Origin of the sequence: Anaplasma capra (assembly GCF_025628805.1) — a bacterium.
Taxonomy (GTDB): domain Bacteria; phylum Pseudomonadota; class Alphaproteobacteria; order Rickettsiales; family Anaplasmataceae; genus Anaplasma; species Anaplasma capra.
In genome coordinates this window covers 68,838-86,954 of record NZ_JAOTBG010000003.1, presented here as the reverse complement: position 1 = coordinate 86,954, position 18,117 = coordinate 68,838, and the positions used below count along the sequence as shown (strand labels likewise).

The following is an 18,117-nucleotide window of genomic DNA, read 5'->3' as shown; positions in this document are numbered from 1 at the left end:
GATTTAGGGGGTCTCTAAATGCCATCAGTAACTTTTGTATCCCAGGATGGGGTTGAGGAGACGTATGAAGCCCATGAGGGAGAAACTCTTCTTACTCTTGCACATAGAAACAAGGTTGATTTAGAGGGCGCGTGTGAGGGTTCGTTGGCGTGTTCAACGTGTCACTTGATAGTTGATCCGGAGTGGTACGACAAGGTAGAGGCACATAACGCATTGTCCGATGAAGAAAATGATATGCTTGATCTGGCATTTGGTCTTACTGAGACATCTAGGCTTGGATGTCAGATTGTAGTTACCAAAGAGCTTGACGGTCTGCGCGTCATGCTACCCAGTGAGACCAGAAATGTATCCTTTTCTGAGCGTGAGGAGTAATTGCGTATTTTGTTGAGAGGGAGGGAGTATGACTAGATCAAAATTAGTTTGTGTGGCTTTTCTCGTTTTAGTCTGCGGTCCTCTTATTGCGGCCTATCCGCTCTCTCTGTGGTTTATGAAAGAAGTTTCATTGTCTTTTGTGGACGCTGTACGCGATTCTGGTAGTGGCCTCTTTCCAGTAGAGTCAGTCAGCTATGAGGATTTTGAGGTTAAGGTAACTGCACCTAATCAAATCACGTTGCGGAATTTTGAGGTAAAGGTAGGTGGCGCGTCGATTGTGGCGGAGTCCTTATTGCTATCCTATAACCCATTTAAAAACACGCTAGGTTTTGCGTTGCCTAACGGGACGGTGCGGGTGTTTGGGCTTCAGGAGATGGAAGAAGACGCAACTGGTGTGGTGGAGTGCAGGACAGGAGCCAGTTATAGTGCGGTGTTTCATGGCAATTTGCTAACACACATGTTCAGGAAACTGATATTGGGAGAGGCGGTTAAGAACGGAGTAGCGGAATTTACGTACGCGGATGATAGGGGTGTTGCTTGTTTTGATCAAGCATCTAGTGAGTATGTGCCTCTGTATGACCAAGCGTATCTATCTGTGGAAGAAAAAGGTTTGGTGAGTGGTGAGCAGGGGTCCATTGTCACTGTAAATTCAGAATTTTCGAGAAATAAAAATGCGGATGGAGTGGGGGAGGTATTCTTTCAAGTTAAAGATTTTTCCCTTCTTCAGCGACCCGGCTCTACGAGCGCTGAGGGGAAGACTCTAGATGTAAGCATTCCATCCATGGAGCTACGCAGTGATGACTTTGGTTTGTCAGTGCGCGGAAGTGCTTTCTTATCAGAGAGTTGTATGGTTGCCTTTCCCGCGAAATGTAAGTCAGATCTCAATTTTGAACTTAAAGGTTTTACTAAGTTTTCGCGGTTTATATCCGAGCTGGTTCAAGCGCAAGCCAAAAAAGATAATAAGGCAAAGGTTCATATGGCAAACGACTACATCACTGTCTTTGAAGCAGTGATTAGTGCGCTTAAAAGTGCAACTCCTCTTACCGAAGATGGTTCTGATATTTTGACTTTTGCCGTGAAATCCGATGGCAAAAGTCTCACTATAGGTAATATGCCATTTTTAGAATTCTCAAAGTTGCTTGCGGAAAAGATCAAGGGGCGGACCGAAGGCACAACTGAGGACGCACTTAACCAAATATCTCCATGAAAGCGCTCTGGGTAGAGAGACGAGTTGTGAAAATAGCGATAAAAACGGTCTGTGGGGGATATGTAAACAAAGACATTAGCTAATGTTGTAAAGGATGTGAATTAGCATATTATAAAAGTCGCAGATTTACCGGATGTTATATTCTACTTTAATTGCGTAAGTTTACTTTATTGATTTTACTTTAGCTGCGTGGCGCTGCTTAGTTTTACGATCAAGCTTAGATTTTGTAGGTCATGGTTACCGTGCAAAATGTCTTCTGACTGCATAGTCGCTATTGCTTATGATGTTGTGAGCTTGTTTGCGATAGTGCCGTGCCACAGTTACTTGCTCACATAAAGACTTTACTGTAGTGTGAGGCGTATGCACGTGATTTGCCTATGGTTAGATTGTTTTTTCTCTTGCTATTCTTAGCACCCCTTGCGTGCCACGCGGGCTCCTCTGTCGCTGATGATGAGGGATTGCCGCCCAGGATACAGCACCGTGCCAACAGAATTTTCGGGATGACAAGATGTTTGGTATGTGCTGGGGAGTCAATACGTGAGTCCCAGTCCTCATTTGCGGTTAGTATCAGGGGCTTTATATGGAGTGAAATTCTCAATGGTCGCACGGATGATGAGATACTAGCTGATCTCAGGGATAGGTATGGGGAACAGATACTCGGTACTACGCCATATGAGGGGCGCACTTACTTCTTGTGGATGCTGCCGCTGCTGGTTTCTGTCGCACTCAGTGCAATGGTGGCAATAAAATTACGGCGGTTAAAGAGCCAGGGGGGCGGCTAGTACCGGATGTTGCTTGGGATGCCAGATTTGTACTTATACCATAGCCATGTGTGAAGTTGATGTGGAATTTTATCGGCACAAAATTCGGTCAAAACTTGTTCTTGTATACGCTATTCCCGCAATTGCCTAAATGTGTGGAGAAGCGTAACTAAATTCCCTGCCATTCCTGGGAGCTTACTTGTACACCTAGTATGTCTAGCACACGATCTACCGAGTTGCTGACTATGTCATCCAGAGATTTGGGATGGTGATAGAACGCAGGTATGGGTGGAGCTATTATTGCCCCCATTTCTGCTAGCGACACCATTGTGCGTAAATGCCCAAGATGCAAAGGAGTTTCTCTTGGCATGAGCACCAGTCTTTTTCGCTCTTTCAGTATTACGTCCGCAGCTCTGGTAAGCAAGCTAGAAGTTATACCTGATGCAATTTCGGACATGGTGCGCACGGAACATGGTACTACAACCATTCCTGTGGTCTTGAAAGAGCCACTGGCTATTGATGCGCCTACATTGTGTGCATCGTGGTAATACGTACAGTATTCTGAGCAAAGCTGTTCTACAGTGATCAGATGGCCGCATTCATGGGCTATAGTTACCTTTGCTGCATCGCTCACTACTAGGTGCACTTCGTACCCGGTCTGACGCAACTTTTGGAGCATACGTACTGCATACAACGCTCCGGATGCCCCACTAATTCCCACAATTATTCTTTTTTGCATAGGTGATGCTCCCCGCACATGGCCCCATTCTAGAATTAGAAGTGTCGAAGTACAATGCGTTTTTCTTAATATGCTTAACCATTAGTTTGTGTGCTCTGCATGTTTTCTTTATCTGTGGCCAGGCTCGTTATGTCCCCATCCCGGAGCTCTCGTCACTCCTCTTTGTTGTGCTAGGTATCTTCTGGCAAAAATCCCGAAAATGGAAACTTGTCAGTATGCCATAAGCGACATTTTTGCACTGCACGCTTCTGTGAGCTTATTGGATTTTACATTTACTGGATTTTTTGTATCATTGGGCGGGTGATTCTTTGCGAATGTGTCAGAATGGGTAGTTATAACGCGAGCTCAATAACTGTTTTGAGGGGTCTCGATGCGGTCAAGAAGCGTCCTGGTATGTATATTGGAGACACGGATGACGGCTCTGGGCTTCACCATATGGCATATGAGGTTATAGATAATGCGATCGATGAAGCCTTAGCGGGGTTTTGTAACAAAATAGATATTGCAATAGAGGCCGACGGGTCTGTTTCCGTTACGGATAACGGTCGCGGTATTCCTATAGACATTCATGAGGAAGAGGGAATCTCTGCTGCTGAGGTTATAATGACGCAGCTTCATGCAGGGGGTAAGTTTGATCACAACAGCTATAAAGTATCAGGTGGGCTGCATGGTGTTGGTGTATCCGTGGTTAATGCGCTCTCAAGCTGGTTGGAGCTAACGATCTGGAAAGAAGGCAGAGAGTACTTTATGAGATTTGAAGACGGGGCTGCTGTTTCCCCGTTAAGGATGGTAGGAGAATGTGGCAGTAAGAAGGGCACCAAGGTGAGTTTTATGCCATCTGCTTCCGTGTTTTCTCACACCGATTTTAGCTACTCTACTTTGGAGAACAGAGTTAGAGAGCTTTCTCTGTTGAATTCTAACGTAGTGATTACTCTTAGGGATTTGCGAGAGTCCCCTGTTGTTGAGTCAAACTTCGGTAATGTTTCTGAGGAGGGTAGTAGCGGTACTGCGGCGTTTGTCGAATATTTAGATCGCAATAAGACTCCAGTGACCAGGGTTATTTCTCTCAAGGGGATTATGAGTGGCTACGAGATAGCTGTAGAGCTCTCCATGTGCTGGAATGACTCTTATTATGAGAACATGCTGTGCTTTACAAACAACATTCGCCAAAAAGATGGAGGTACACACCTTGCGGGATTTCGTTCAGCACTTACCAGGTGTGTTAACAACTATGCCACTAGTGAGGGGTGCCTGAAAAAGGCGAAGGTTTCTATTATAGGGGAAGACGTAAGGGAAGGATTGACTTGCGTGTTGTCAATCAAGATGCCTGATCCTAGGTTTTCATCCCAAACCAAGGATAAGTTAGTCAGTTCAGAGGCGAGGTTGGTTGTTGAAAGCATAGTTTTTGAAAAACTTTCTTCGATTTTTGAGACCAACCCTAAGCTGGCGATGAGCGTGGTGGAAAGGGTCATCAGGTCAGCTAAGGGTAGGGAAGCAGCTAGGAAGGCCCGCGAGGTAATTAAGAATAAGGGTGCACTTGACTTTACAGCTCTACCCGGAAAATTGGCTGACTGCCAGGAGAAATCTCCCGAACTTTCTGAGCTATTTATAGTTGAGGGTAATTCTGCTGGGGGTTCTGCGAAGCAGGGTAGGGATCGTAGATATCAAGCAGTGCTTTCACTAAGGGGTAAGATCCTCAACGTGGAGCGCGTAGGGCTGGACAGGATGCTTTCCTCTAGTGAGATTGCTTCGCTTATTACGGCTATAGGTAGCAACATAGGGATAGGCAGCTTTGATGTGTCAAAGGTTAGGTATCACAAGATCATCATAATGACTGATGCCGACGTTGATGGTTCACATATACGCACTTTGCTGCTCACTTTCTTCTTTAGGCACATGAAGGACATTATAAGTGAGGGGTATCTCTACATCGCTCAGCCTCCTCTATATAAGCTTACTAGACATAGGAGAGATACGTACATCAAGAATGATGAGGCACTGAGTGACTACATTGTGGGTAATGCGACCCGGAGCTTGGTTCTCAGCGGGGGAGCGGAACACTCAGGTGCAGGGTTGCAGTCCATACTGCGCAAGTGTATGCGTATTTCAAATGTAACCAAATCCTACGCTAGGATCATACCGCAAGAGGTTTTTGAGTCGCTCATTGTGCAGTATAAAAGAGCTGGTCTGGGATCTCCCGCAGACATTGCTGCCCATTTGAATAGGGTGTTTTCGGAATATCAATGGAATGTTGATGTATCTGAGGACGGCGTGCTGAAAATCTTCAGGTTATCTCAGGGCATGGTTGATAAGTACGCGATAGGGATGGATTTTATAAATACCAGGGATGTGCAAGGAGTTCTCAGTATGCTAGATGGCATAGAGGACGTGTTTGTCGAAAATGCTATGCTGTCCGCCAAAGATTACCAGGTGAAAGTGCGTTCTCCCTGTGCGCTGGCCAGTAGCGTTGTGGAATTTGGACGTAAGGACATGGCTCTCCAGAGGTTTAAAGGTCTTGGTGAGATGAACGCCGATCAGCTGTGGGATACTACACTCAATCCGGAGACTAGGACGCTACTAAAGGTTAAGATATCGGATTACGCTGCAGCGGACTCTATCTTTTCTGTGCTTATGGGAGATCTTGTTGAGCCTAGAAGAGATTTTATCAATGATAACGCACTAAGGGTCGAAAATATTGATTCATAAATCAGACTCGGCGTTGCTGATGTCCTGTGCTTGTAGTTTTACCGGTTGAGATTGTCATTTTTAACTGTGCGTTGCGGTACCTGACCTGTCTTGGTTATTGTTATTGACGGGGTGGTTTCACCTGGTAGAATAGCGTTGTTTTTTTGAGGGTGGTTATGGCAAAAGGTGGTAAGGTCGCTAAGACCGCGAGTAAGAACAACCCTAGCCAGCGTAAAAAGGGTAGCTTAACCAAGTCGTATTCGGGTAAGGCGGTGAGGCCTGTGAAGTACGTTAATAGGGATGCAGGGCACGTGTTTATGGCGGCTCAGTTTGATGATGGCAGTTTAGTTGAGGGTTCTGACGGAGTTCCGTTGCAGTGGTCAAGTATATAGGGTTGTTGTGGTTAGAGTGGTAGTAGACTCTACTGAGGTTGAAGTAGAGGATGGCGTCACTGTCCTGCAGGCGTGTGAAAGTGCCGGGGTCGAAATTCCCAGGTTTTGCTATCACGAGCGTCTGGCTATAGCAGGCAATTGCAGAATGTGCCTGGTGGAGATTTCTGGTCAGCCAAAGCTGGCGGCTTCTTGTGCCATGCCCGTATCCGAGGGTATGGAAGTAAGCACTAATAGCGAAAAAGTTCGAAAAGCTAGGGAAGGCGTCCTCGAATTATTGCTCATAAATCACCCTCTAGACTGTCCAATCTGTGATCAGGGCGGGGAATGTGACCTACAGGACCAGGTAATGGGTTACGGGCGCGGTATTGGTAGGTACGACGAGAGTAAGCGTGCCGTGTCAAAGAAGGTGTTTGGGCCATTAATTGAGAATTCAATGAATCGGTGCATACACTGCACTAGGTGTGTGAGATTTTTATCGGATGTTGCGGGAACGTATGAGTTTGGCACTTTTGGTAGGGGTGAAAACATTGAGATCGATTCTTGCGTTGAGAAGGGTATCCTTTCAGAATTGTCTGGTAACATAGTAGATTTGTGCCCCGTAGGTGCGCTTACGTCAAAACCGTACTCATTCAAAGCTAGGCCGTGGGAGCTTTCTCACTGTGATACCATAGATGTTTTGGATGCGGTATGCAGTAATATTAGAGTTGACTCCCGTGGTTTGGAGGTTATGCGCGTCCTGCCCAGGCTTAACGAGGATATCAATGAGGAGTGGATATCAGATAAAACGAGGTTTTCGTGTGATGGTCTAGGTGTTCAGCGCCTTGACAGGCCGTACGTGAGAAGGGGCGGTAAGCTTGTGGGCGTCAGTTGGGACGAGGCACTCTCGTTAGTTGCTAAGAAATTCCGCAGCGCATCTCCTGGTAAAGTTGCCGCAGTTTCCGGAGATATTACCGATTGTGAATCTATGCTTCTGTTGAAAAAGCTTATGCTGCACCATGGTAGTGACACTATGGACTGCAGGCAAGATGGTGCCAAGTTGCTACCATACCCTAGGAGCATGTACCTGTTCAATACGTCCATATCCAGGATAGAAGAGGCGGATCTGTGTTTATTAGTGAATGCGAATCTGAGGTTTGATGCTCCCATAATAAATGCCAGAATGCGCAAGCGTTACCTGAGTGGTGATATGGTGATTGCTACTGTGGGGCATGACTTTGAGTACACATATGCGGTGAAGAGTTTGGGTAGGGAGCTCAAGGTACTGAAAGACATTTACGATGGGCAACATGAATTCTGTAAAGCTATACGGGCTGCAAAAAGGCCTATGATTGTGCTTGGACAGGATGCTCTTCTCTCGGAAGATGGAGGGGGAGTGCTGCTCCTGGCCGCGCGCATTGCTGAGAAATTTGACATGGTACAGGAGGGCTGGAATGGATTCAATGTGCTTCACAGAGCGGCTGCTAGGGTTGGAGGGTTAGATATAGGCTTTCTTCCTAGGGATCCGAGTAAAGTTGGAGTGCACGAGATTTTGCGTCAGGCCTCTGACGGTGGTTTTCAAGTGTTGTATCTCTTGGGCGCTGATGAACTCGATCTTAAGTCTCTTAAGAAGTCCTCGGGTGCCTTGCCGTTTGTAATATATCAGGGGCACCATGCGGACCACGGTGCACATGTGGCGGATGTAGTATTACCTGGGGCTGCATATACAGAAAAGAGAGCTACTTACGTGAACACTGAGGGTAGGGTGCAGAGAACGGAGGTTGCCATTCGCTCCCCAGGAGATTCCATGGAAGATTGGATGATCTTGAATGCATTGGCAGAGCGCATGGGGTGTGGTTTTGGTTATGGCTCTGTGTTTGATATTTGGGATGAGCTTTCTAGTGTTGGTGCCCAGTTTAAGGAGGAGAATATAGGGAATTTGATTGCCCAGGAATGGTTTTCTCCGCCCGAAAGTTTTGAGTTGCCTGCATTCGAACGGGAGTTTACCGCTGCAAAGAGGAATTTTTATATGACAGATCCCATCAGTAGAGCATCTGCAACTATGGCGAAGTGTACTAGGTTTTTTATGGACAAAGCTTGTTGATATGGGTGTTCTCCAGGGCTTTTTTGTGCAACTTTTTTCTTTTGAATTGCCAATGATCTTTGTTATGCTTGCTGTCATAATAGGGGTTATGCTTTCCGTTGCGTATCTTGTGTACATGGAGCGCAAGGTTATAGCCTTTATGCAGCTAAGGCACGGTCCAAGCGTGGTTGGGCCTTTTGGCTTACTTCAGCCATTTGCTGATGCGCTCAAGCTCATAACAAAAGAAAGCATTTTGCCGTTGCAGTCGAAAAATTTTGCCTTCTTTATTGCCCCTATTGTCATGTTTACCTTAGCGCTATCTGGGTGGGCGGTTATACCGTTTGGTGCCAGCGTTCAAGTTGTAAATGGTGTTGAGGTCGTCATTCCTAGGTCCATTGCTGATATTAATTTGGGGGTTTTGTACATTTTCGCTATATCCTCTCTGGAGGTCTATGGAATCATTATGGCGGGATGGTCCAGCGGCTCCAAGTACGCATTTTTGGGTGCCATCAGATCTGCATCTCAGATGATTTCCTACGAGATATCCATGGGACTGGTTGTACTTGCTGTGGCGGTGTCTACGGGGTCTTTGCGACTGGTTGATATCGTCATTGCGCGCCATTCTATGCCGTATTGGATGGATCTGCTCATGCTACCCATGGCATTTGTATTTTTCATTTCAATACTTGCTGAAACAAATCGCCACCCATTCGATTTGCCAGAAGCCGAGTCGGAGTTGGTGTCTGGGTATAACGTTGAGTATTCATCAATGCCATTTGCTCTGTTCTTTTTGGGTGAATATGCCAATATGATCCTTGTCAGCGCCATGATGACAATATTTTTCCTGGGCGGGTGGTATCCACCGCTGGATATAGGTTTGTTATACCTAGTACCCGGCTTTGTGTGGTTCTGCTTAAAGGTTCTGCTGCTGCTGTTCTGTTTCATATGGATTAGAGCAACAGTGCCTCGCTATCGGTATGATCAACTTATGAGATTGGGATGGAAAATATTTCTTCCGTTTTCTTGCGTGTGGGTTGTTGTGATATCTGGGATTCTCTTGTATTTTGATAAGCTTCCCAAGTAGAGGGTGGCAGATGTTTTTGGTACCTGTGCTACTTTCCTGGCCCTCCTTTTTGTGTTTCTGTTGATGGGGTATGGGTTGGTGTCATAGGTAGACTGCTGCTTGTACCTTCGAGCGTAAGTGCGCTAATATCCTCGCTGCAAGATTGCAGTGTTGTCCACGGATCTTCACCCACGTCTTCTTTGCTAAGTTGTGAATCAGGGGATTGTTGGCCAGTTTCATGCATGCGTGGCCCTGATCCTTGTGCGCCTACGGATGTATCTTGCCGCATGCTAGCAAGCCCTTCTGCAGCATCTTCTAGCTCTTTGTCTATCGTGCTTGCACTTAGGTCTTTTAGTGCAGCGGTGTTTGATCCGAAAAATTGCTGTGTAGTAGGTTCATGACTTTCGGGCTCAGTAGCCACGTCTGCGCTCATGCTGCCACGCTTCTCGAAATACTGCACCTTCTCTCTTACTGAGCCGCTTGCATAGTGCGACATTGCAGTAACACTTCTTCCTTCATTTAGCATGTGCTCATTCATAATCTCCATGAGTATACGCCGTCCATGATCTTGACTGATAGATGTTTCACTTTCTAGATCGGGAAATTGCATGCCTGATGGAGGCGTGTTTTTTACTGTGTTCACTGCTGATACTATTCCTGGAAGATTATTACGCTGTATCGTCACGTTCAAGTTTGTGTTGGAAATTCTAGCAATCTTTTGCATTGTTTCCAGTGAGGACTGGATACGTTGATCAACGTCATGTCCGAATCCGTACGGTGAACTAAATCCTCGTTCCAAACCGTGTTGTACCTCACTATCTTGTATCTTTAGCTCAGTTCCCAAGACTGCGCACCGCACATTGTGTTTTTGTGCCACTGATACTATTGCATTATCAACTTGCGCAGCATTGTTACCGCCTTGTTGTGCGCTCTCTATTTTGGAATACTCGAGGAGTAGATCATTTGAGAACTGTTCAACATTCGCTGTTGTGGGCACATCAAACGCGTAAAAATGGCCAGCTCTTTCGCATACACTCACAACGTTATTCCAAGCTCTCTCCGTCCCGGATGCGCTCTGTAAGGGTTCTGCGTTCTCCGCAGCCAACGCGTTGCTACTGTCTTGCACTCCAAGCTCGCGCAAAATGGCAGCGGTCTTCTCCGAAAGATTTGATGATGGAGGTAATTTAATGTCTGCAATAGGTATGCCACCTGTCCGTATTGGTGGTGTTTCTCCCAGTGGCGCTATATCACCTCCTAATTCTGTATAGTCCCATAATAGGGTTTGACCATTACCCGCGTAAGGTTGTGCTTCTATCTCCTCTTCTGAGCTCACATCACTTGCGTAGTCCGATATGGATTGGTCATAATCAGCGACTCCTGACCCATGTTCCTCTGCTAGCTCTCCAGTCATTCCTGGTGCAACTCCCCCGACAATGCCCAGTTGTGATCCATATTTTGTGACATAGTCATTTACCGTGTCGGCGACGAACTCTAGCGCGCGCTTTCCTTCGCTGAGGCTCAGATCATCTGGGTGTTTGTTGTTGATTAGCTGATTTCTAGCGTCTCGTACAGCTACTGCTAGCATGGGTAGGTACTCTATGGCTGGCAACTTGATCTCATATTCGGTTTGTTGCACGTTGTCACAGATGGTCTTTATGAATTCCAATGAATCCTTTATCTCTGCATCTAGCTTATTACCGAACCCGTAAGGAGAAGTGCAGTTAGTAGGTATAACGGCACCACTCCCTGTAAATTTTACTGCCCCGCTACTGTCTACCTGCACAGCGTCAGTGCTCTTACCTAGATACGTGCATCGAATTCCGGTAGTACCATGGTCGATGCTGTCTCCAACATGTGTAGCCAAGTCATCATTTTTAATGAGGGATTCGAGCACAGATTGTTCTGCAACTAAAGCTGCATGTGTTGCCTTGAAGGAGGCGCAAGCTGCTGATACGTTGCTCTCTTCACTGGCATCAAATGAGTAATGTAATTCTAAATTGTGACATATATTGACTATATCAGCCCATTCTTGCACTCCCGCTTCCACGCTCTCATGCGCTTGGATTGCGCGTCCTTCAATATTTCTTAAGTAATAATCTAGCGCATTGATCTCTGGTTCGGTTACTGTGGCTGGCTGTGGATGCTGAAAATCTGCTGCTATGGGCTCTACCGGGTCTTCGATGTGTGCTGATGTACCGGCATCCCCAGATGTGCGCTGTTCCATGGTGCTACCTGGGCTCTCTGGTGCTGGTCCCATCCCCTGTTCGGCACTATGCTCTACGCTCCTATCTATGCCTGCCCCTGCTGACCTCTCCGATACGTTCTTCCATACACCGCTTCTGAGCGCATCTTCTAGCGAGAACCCTCCAACGAATACCTTGCAGTTATTGAAGTTCAACCGCTCTCCCTTTTCGCCACATTTTTGTATAAAATTATCTTCTACCTTTATCGTTCCGTCTGCACATATTGCCACGGAGACCTTTTGTTCTTTACCCTGCGTGGGCTTCCAAGTAAGGTTCAGCCTCACAATACCTTCTGTTACCGTATAGTTGCGCTTATTGCCTACCTTTTCTACATATCCTTGATCCTGGTCTTCATTGAAACTGAATTGCGCTCTGCTCAGACTGTTGTCGTTACAAAAACCACTGTTGAGCAACTTGCTAACCAGTAGTGTTTCGTTGCCCAATTTGACTGCCACGATTGCGCCGGATATGTCGCAGTATGGCTGAGTCAACTTCCTACCACCACTGGATTTGACGAAATTCTTTTCTACTTCCTCTTGAGTCTTTCTTTTGAGCTCATGGTATCGCAACCTATGTTGTGCGAGTAGCTGCAAACAGCCATTTTTAGGTTCAAAGAGTGACCCCTCCAGGTCTTTCGCTATGTCACACGCAGAGAGATTGTCATTGTTTTTGTGGTGCAGAGCGGCCCCGTGAGAAACTAGAGTTTCTAAAATTTTCAGGTGTCCGCTCTTGATGTCTCCCCTGTTTTGTACCAAGTGGATCAGCAAGCTGTGTATAGGTGTGTTGCCGTTCTTATCGGTCTGATTTATATTACTCCCTGTCTGCATTGCGGCAATGAACGCGCCATAATCGCCGGAAACGGTAGCATTGTGTATACGGGAATTTTGTTCAATGTCGCACCCACCGATTGGAAATACGGCATAATTCTCATATATATGGCGTTGCAGTGCGCCCTGACTTGCCGCTCTTACTAGTATTGTGTTGAGATCACAAAAGTCGGCTATGCTGTTGCTGCTCAACTTCGTTTCTATCGCTCTGAACAAGTCGTATGAGGGATTGACTGATGCAAGCATTTCCACACAGTTGTCCCCGTTCGCGTTCCTGTGCTTCAGAAGCACATCTCTAAGCGTTTCTTGATCCTCCTTACCTAAGTTTACTAAGAGCTCTGCGAGTATCTCTTGCAGTACGTCCGCCTTAGCTATTCCTATACCAACTTTACTTTCTGATAGCTCTTGCAGAACGCTTTGTAGTGCGTTATTCCCATTATGGTCTACGTTAGCGAGCAGACTTCTTGTATCACTATTCTTAATGAGCTCTTTTATATAGCTTCTGTGGGCATCCGTGAGACTTCGCGTTGACACAGCATCTGATATAGCATTCGAGAATAGGGTGTGGAACGTGTTGGCCGAATTCCTGGCAAATGCAGGGTTTTCTCGCACAAATTGCGCGAGCGAGTTTACCACTCCGGGATAGTAGCTGCGCTGTAACTCTGACTCAATTGAGAGAAGTCGATGCTTTAGCTCTGATTCCTTGTTTGTGGCAGTACGAGACTCCTCTCGCAAGCTTGTGAGCGTTGCTGAGTCGTCGTGCCCTTCTATGCGCTCTAAAGCCCCAATTACAGAGGCGTGACTCCGCGACTGTGTAGTGCAATTACACTGTTTAAGTAGGTTCCCATACAATTCAGCGAAGTCACTATTCTGCTCCAGAATTGTGGCGTCCTCGGCGACGAGCTTCGACAATTGCACCGGTAGGTTATCCCCTTCTGTATTACATACGTTCGGTCTGAGATCATCTGCCCTATGCCTGAGTAAATACCCGATAAAATCTAGATTCTTTACGGCAATCGCGTGTTCTATCGGAGACATTCCTATCTTCCAATTTTTTGCTACAAACGCATCCATTGGTATTTTGTGCAAGTGTTCTAGGTCATTCTGTCCGATAGATGTGGAATTTACTATGTCGAATAAGGTCTTTTGGTGATGGACTAATAATTTTCTAGGACCACCAACGACGGTTTTTGCCGGTTCTAGCGGCTGTACCTCGGTGTGTGATTGTAGGGACAAACTCGTAAGCAGGTTTGTCAAGGCCATCTTGTCAACAGCCTTGGCTCCTTCAGCCTTTTTTAATTCCCGAAGTAGTGTATTTTCCTGTGCACTAGCATGTATCCCGGAATCGCTGGCTATAAAGGCACTAATGGCACTGTCCCGCCGTTCCAGGCTTGCACTTCCCACGGTGCTGTAAAAGAAATCTCTCCCTTTTTTGTCGCTCTTACTTGAAAGTGTACCAAGCTGAGAGTCAAGCTCCGGCTTCTTGCGTATGAGCTCCAGCATCTCTGTGGTGCTGGATTCATTGCTGCATCTGGATGCGTGTGCGAGTATGCCCATGCCTTTTTGGTCAACTGTGTTTAGGCGCTTATCTCCTGTAGCAGAGTTGGTGATTAGTGCTTCAAAAACATATCTTCCATCATCTGTCTTCATACCACTTCGTGCACACAAGTGCGCCACATTTTCTCCTTGCGATGTGGGAATAGATGGATCGCCTCCGAGTTCTATGAGCCTATTGAGAATTTTATGGTTACCATGCAAGGCAGCTAAGTGTAGTATGGAGCAGCCATCTGTGAGCTCGTTGATGATATCATCAACACCACCGACATCTTGCTGTGCTTCCAGGTAGGTGGCGTGATCCTCGAGTAGCTTTTCTGCCTCTTTAAGATTCCGAGATTCTAACGCTATGCGTAGGAGATTGTCGGTGCCTCGCCGCTGCATCACATTGTAAGTTCCAGTTTCTGTGTAGTTCTTGAGCGTTTCGAGATCTTCCGCATTCAAGTCCGGGTTATACCGAAGCAATATACTTCTAAGAGTGTAGGAGAACTCCGAGTTCGGGACAAAACCGGTATTTTTTTTATCTTCCTCTAGTAGCGCATTTACAGTCTGATGTGCTAGATATCTTAACACGCCTTTTCCTGCCTCGTTGTTGGGGCATGTCTTAACCGCAATATCGTATATGAGGTTCTGAGTGCGCTCTTGAGCGTCCGGGCCCGCGTTTTGCGTACATATTAGGACATCAAAATTGTGCCTCAGCAGCGCTTCTATTGCGTGCTCATTACCCGCTTCAATGGCGCAATACAGCATACGATGCCCACGTTCTGTTTGCAGCCGTGGCATATGCAGCGTATTTATATACGCTTCGCACGCATTGGGCATGAGCCCAGGCTTCACTATTTCGGGGATTAGGTCATCATCTAGTGTAAAAACACGTTCAGTCTCGAGCAAAAACGCAAGCATGTTATCTTTAGAATCTTTTAGCAGGCCATTCCCGTCTGGCCACTCAAACCCAGGGTTGTTTGATACATGTGCTATAAGATTTGGGTTGTCGTGCGATACTGCGTGTTGTATCAGAAGAGCGTTATAGTCAAGATAGTCGCTGCTTTCTCTATCCGGTTCAGCGGCGAACCTACTTAAAGTTTTGAATAACTCCGCGTTGTACACATTATTTTCAGCCATATTCACCAGCAACCGCTGACACAGGCTTTGAAGCCCCGCATCATTGCCTATATAATCTCTCTTGATTCTATCCAAGAGGGCACTATGCACATCAGGGTTGTTATTTTTAGCTGCTTGCTCCACTAAGCCTTGGAGGTTTCGTTCGTTACCTAGTATGTTGATCTTTTTCCCGCGGTTTTGTGCCCTACGTTGGCTATTCAGCCCGTCTGCGAGGTCAAATACCCATTTCAGCGCGGAAGGACTATCGTACGTTAGCGCCTGCTTCATTATTGACCCGTCTACCAGTAAACGCTCTATGTCCTGCTCACTTATAGCAGTTGATATAAAGGCGCACATTGCGCTGCACGATTCCTCGCCCATGGAAAATGCAACATCCACTGGTGTTCTTCCTTCAGCGTCCCTCTGTGAGATTGCCTGTATAACCTGCCTCGATGAGCTCCTGGTAGGGGATTGTGTTGTGTGCGGTAGGGAGAAGAGAGTATCGAGGTTGCCCGTCTTAATGAGAGTGTGTATCAGGTTGTCCTCGCTGCTGCCGTATTGTGAACATATCTCCGAACTTTTCATCTTACCCAGGAGATAATTTGTCATGGCAACATTATTGCCCTTTATTGCGCATTGAAGAGGGGAGCCTAGGGAAGAGATCTTCTTGTAATCAGCTCTGAAGGCCAAATTTTCCCTGCGTGCATCATTGAATCTGGATACCACGATATCCATCTGCGCTGGCACACCATGCATGGCCGCAAGTGTAAATAAGCTATGCCCCTTTTTATCTGGAAAAGATGTTTGCCTCAAAGCCCCTAAGGTCTTGAAATCTTGTGCAATTTCCTTCTTGAATTTGTGTGCGTCGCTCGACAGTGATTCCAGCATGTCCGCATATTTGTATAGGAGCCCATAGTTTTGCAGTGCTCTGTCGTCGCTTGTAGCACTACTATCTGGTGCTAGATCGCCCGTTGTACTACTTTGCTTGGGTTCATACAGCTCAGCCACGCTTTTTGATGTTTTGTGCTGTGGTAATGGCAATATCTCCTCTGTCAGAGATGGATGTACCGTCTTAAGAGCATTTTCTAAGGTGCCTCTGTTTGTTGGAGCTGCGTACTGCAGTATTCTTCTTGCAGCATTAAGGGAAATGTGCTTGTCACTATTGAGTATACCCACGGCCATGACGCCAGCTGCTTCTGGGTTAACTCTTGCAACTTGTGCTATGCTATGCTCTATGGTGCGCTGTAAATCTGCGCTACTGTGGCGCATCTCAGCATCTCTGCAGACCTTTTTATGGAATTCAAGAAGGGCATATGTTGCCTGTGTATTACCGCTGTCAGAAGCCACTTCAAGTACGCTCCTGCCCGATTTGGGTTCCTCTGAATATACGGCATCTGGCACTACTTTAAGTACTGCAAGTATTTTGTCTGTATCACCTGCTGCAGCGAGATCTATCGTGGAGCGACATATCTCTTCTTTTAATGACCGTGCGATATCTGTTGTTGCGTATTGTTGCGCGTATTGTAGCACATTATGGAGAAGTGTAGGGATCTTCTCCTTGTCGCACGTACTTATTGCTTTGCCAATTATTGAGGTACCAAAGCAATCCCTTTGTGACATTGCTTTCGAAACCATATTGGCCAGTTCAGGGACTTGAGAGCTATTCAACACCTCTTGCAAGGTGTCAGGAGCTGAGTTTGCCCGAACAACTGGCATCACACCCTCTGTGGTGAAGATATCAAGATCGATATAATTAGATCCCACCTTAAAAAACAGGTCGGGATTTTGCAGATACATATTCCGATTTAGGAAACTACGCGTCATCTCATTGAAATCGTATACGCGTAGCATGGTGTCGTCTGGATCTTGAGTAAGTTGCTGTAATAAGTCATGATGCTCATCAGAGGCTGCTATGCAGAACAGTAGCGCAGCACGATCCTCATGCGTATAGGTATCGCTGTTGTAGGCAGAGTTCCAAAAGTCGTCCGCAACCGTGTCGGAGTTGATGCACTTTACCAATCTTTGGGGATCCTCTTTCAAGAGTGTGCGCATATACGCAAAAACTGGGTCCAATTCCTGCGAATCAATGATCTTATTTACTGCTTCCTGATTATTGAGTTCCGCAGCTGAAACGAAAAACTCTCCGGCACGGTCAGGATCGCTGCCGGGCTGGCAGAATTCGTAAATCTCAAGATCATCGCGCTCTAATGCCTTATATATTGCTGATTTACCCTCGCTGTCTTTAGCCAGGAGGTCCACTTTCTTTTGGACAGGGCTGTAACTTTTTATATATGCGCCAAGTGATTCTAAGGGCTGGCTGCAAGTGTCATAAAGTACGTGAACTGGGGTTTGACCCATACCATTCTTATGGCTTAGCAAATCACTAGAATCTCTAACGCATCTAGGATTGTTTTTTGCGATTAGGGTAGGAAGATCCGCAGCGAATACAAACTTCTCCGCAGAGCCAGAATTACACGCGGCATGTACAATGTTATTACCAGATTTGTCCAAACGATATAGAACCTGTGGATGCAGCTCTGCAAGCCTAGAAAACGACCTCCTGTTGAACGCTATGTCTTTGTTTTTTAGTGCATGAGAGAGGGGAGTGTCACCCTTAGCATTAGTTGCACCCCAGTTAACATTCTCAGTGTCTAGCATGGCATCTAGGTACTCTACTGGGGCGTTTAGCACCATAAACGCCGGCAGATCTCCGTTATTGTCTGCTGTATTGAGGACGTCAGAGTTGCAAAATTTCAAGATCTCTTTGAATGCATTTACGCTGGGTCTTTCCCCGCCTTTAATCAGTGCATACTGCAACAGTGGCCTGCCGTCAAAAATCGGGCGGAACATGGCAGCGGCCCTGTCTGCGGCAGGAAGTGATTTCAATACTTCCTTGACAGCTGAGGCATCATCATCCGCTATTGCATTCAATAGCCTGCTGCGAATGTCGGTTTCTCCAGGCATTTGTTATTATTCCTTAGCACTTTAATTAATGCAGACATTACACGCTAATGGTTTACCACAGTATTAATTATACTCTAGGGTGGCGATGGTCACGCTGGGGGATACGAACATCAGTAGGCTGTAGGTGGGCGCAAACCATAGGCAGACATC

At 46.4% G+C, this 18,117-nt stretch carries 9 protein-coding genes; 7 read left to right on the top strand and 2 right to left on the bottom strand.

Features of this window, described 5'->3' with window-relative positions; all coding sequences use genetic code 11:
- The first annotated feature begins 18 nt into the window (after nt 1-18).
- The 3 genes from OC187_RS01450 to OC187_RS01440 all read left to right on the top strand — a co-directional run bounded on the left by OC187_RS01450 (nt 19) and on the right by OC187_RS01440 (nt 2,361).
- The gene (locus OC187_RS01450; RefSeq protein WP_262998011.1) at nt 19-372 is read left to right on the top strand and encodes a ferredoxin family 2Fe-2S iron-sulfur cluster binding protein; all 354 of its coding nucleotides are present in this window, start codon (nt 19-21) and stop codon (nt 370-372) included.
- Between the two features lie 28 nt (nt 373-400).
- Nucleotides 401-1,579 carry an RING finger protein gene (locus tag OC187_RS01445; RefSeq protein ID WP_263008515.1) on the top strand — a complete coding sequence of 393 codons (1,179 nt, stop codon included), beginning with the start codon at nt 401-403 and terminating at the stop codon, nt 1,577-1,579.
- Nucleotides 1,580-1,956: 377 nt separating this feature from the next.
- Nucleotides 1,957-2,361, top strand: a complete 405-nt coding sequence (locus OC187_RS01440; RefSeq protein ID WP_262998013.1) for a cytochrome c-type biogenesis protein — start codon at nt 1,957-1,959, stop codon at nt 2,359-2,361.
- Nucleotides 2,362-2,509: 148 nt separating this feature from the next.
- Here the strand turns inward: OC187_RS01440 and OC187_RS01435 are convergent, their stop codons facing one another.
- The gene (locus OC187_RS01435) at nt 2,510-3,079 is read right to left on the bottom strand and encodes a UbiX family flavin prenyltransferase (protein ID WP_262998014.1); all 570 of its coding nucleotides are present in this window, start codon (nt 3,077-3,079) and stop codon (nt 2,510-2,512) included.
- A gap of 324 nt (nt 3,080-3,403) precedes the next feature.
- On the opposite strand from OC187_RS01435, the gene gyrB reads away from it, so the two are divergent.
- The 4 genes from gyrB to nuoH all read left to right on the top strand — a co-directional run bounded on the left by gyrB (nt 3,404) and on the right by nuoH (nt 9,299).
- Nucleotides 3,404-5,785, top strand: coding sequence for a DNA topoisomerase (ATP-hydrolyzing) subunit B (gene gyrB, locus OC187_RS01430; protein ID WP_262998015.1), 2,382 nt, complete (start codon nt 3,404-3,406; stop codon nt 5,783-5,785).
- A 155-nt stretch (nt 5,786-5,940) separates the two neighbouring features.
- Nucleotides 5,941-6,156, top strand: a complete 216-nt coding sequence (locus OC187_RS01425) for a hypothetical protein (RefSeq protein ID WP_262998016.1) — start codon at nt 5,941-5,943, stop codon at nt 6,154-6,156.
- A 7-nt stretch (nt 6,157-6,163) separates the two neighbouring features.
- A complete protein-coding gene (gene nuoG, locus OC187_RS01420) occupies nt 6,164-8,236 on the top strand; it encodes an NADH-quinone oxidoreductase subunit NuoG (protein WP_263008514.1) in 2,073 nt (690 codons plus the stop codon).
- Between the two features lies 1 nt (nt 8,237).
- A complete protein-coding gene (gene nuoH, locus OC187_RS01415) occupies nt 8,238-9,299 on the top strand; it encodes an NADH-quinone oxidoreductase subunit NuoH (protein ID WP_262998018.1) in 1,062 nt (353 codons plus the stop codon).
- Between the two features lie 28 nt (nt 9,300-9,327).
- On the opposite strand, the gene OC187_RS01410 is transcribed toward nuoH, so the two are convergent.
- The gene (locus tag OC187_RS01410) at nt 9,328-17,967 is read right to left on the bottom strand and encodes an ankyrin repeat domain-containing protein (protein WP_263008513.1); all 8,640 of its coding nucleotides are present in this window, start codon (nt 17,965-17,967) and stop codon (nt 9,328-9,330) included.
- Nucleotides 17,968-18,117: the final 150 nt, after the last annotated feature.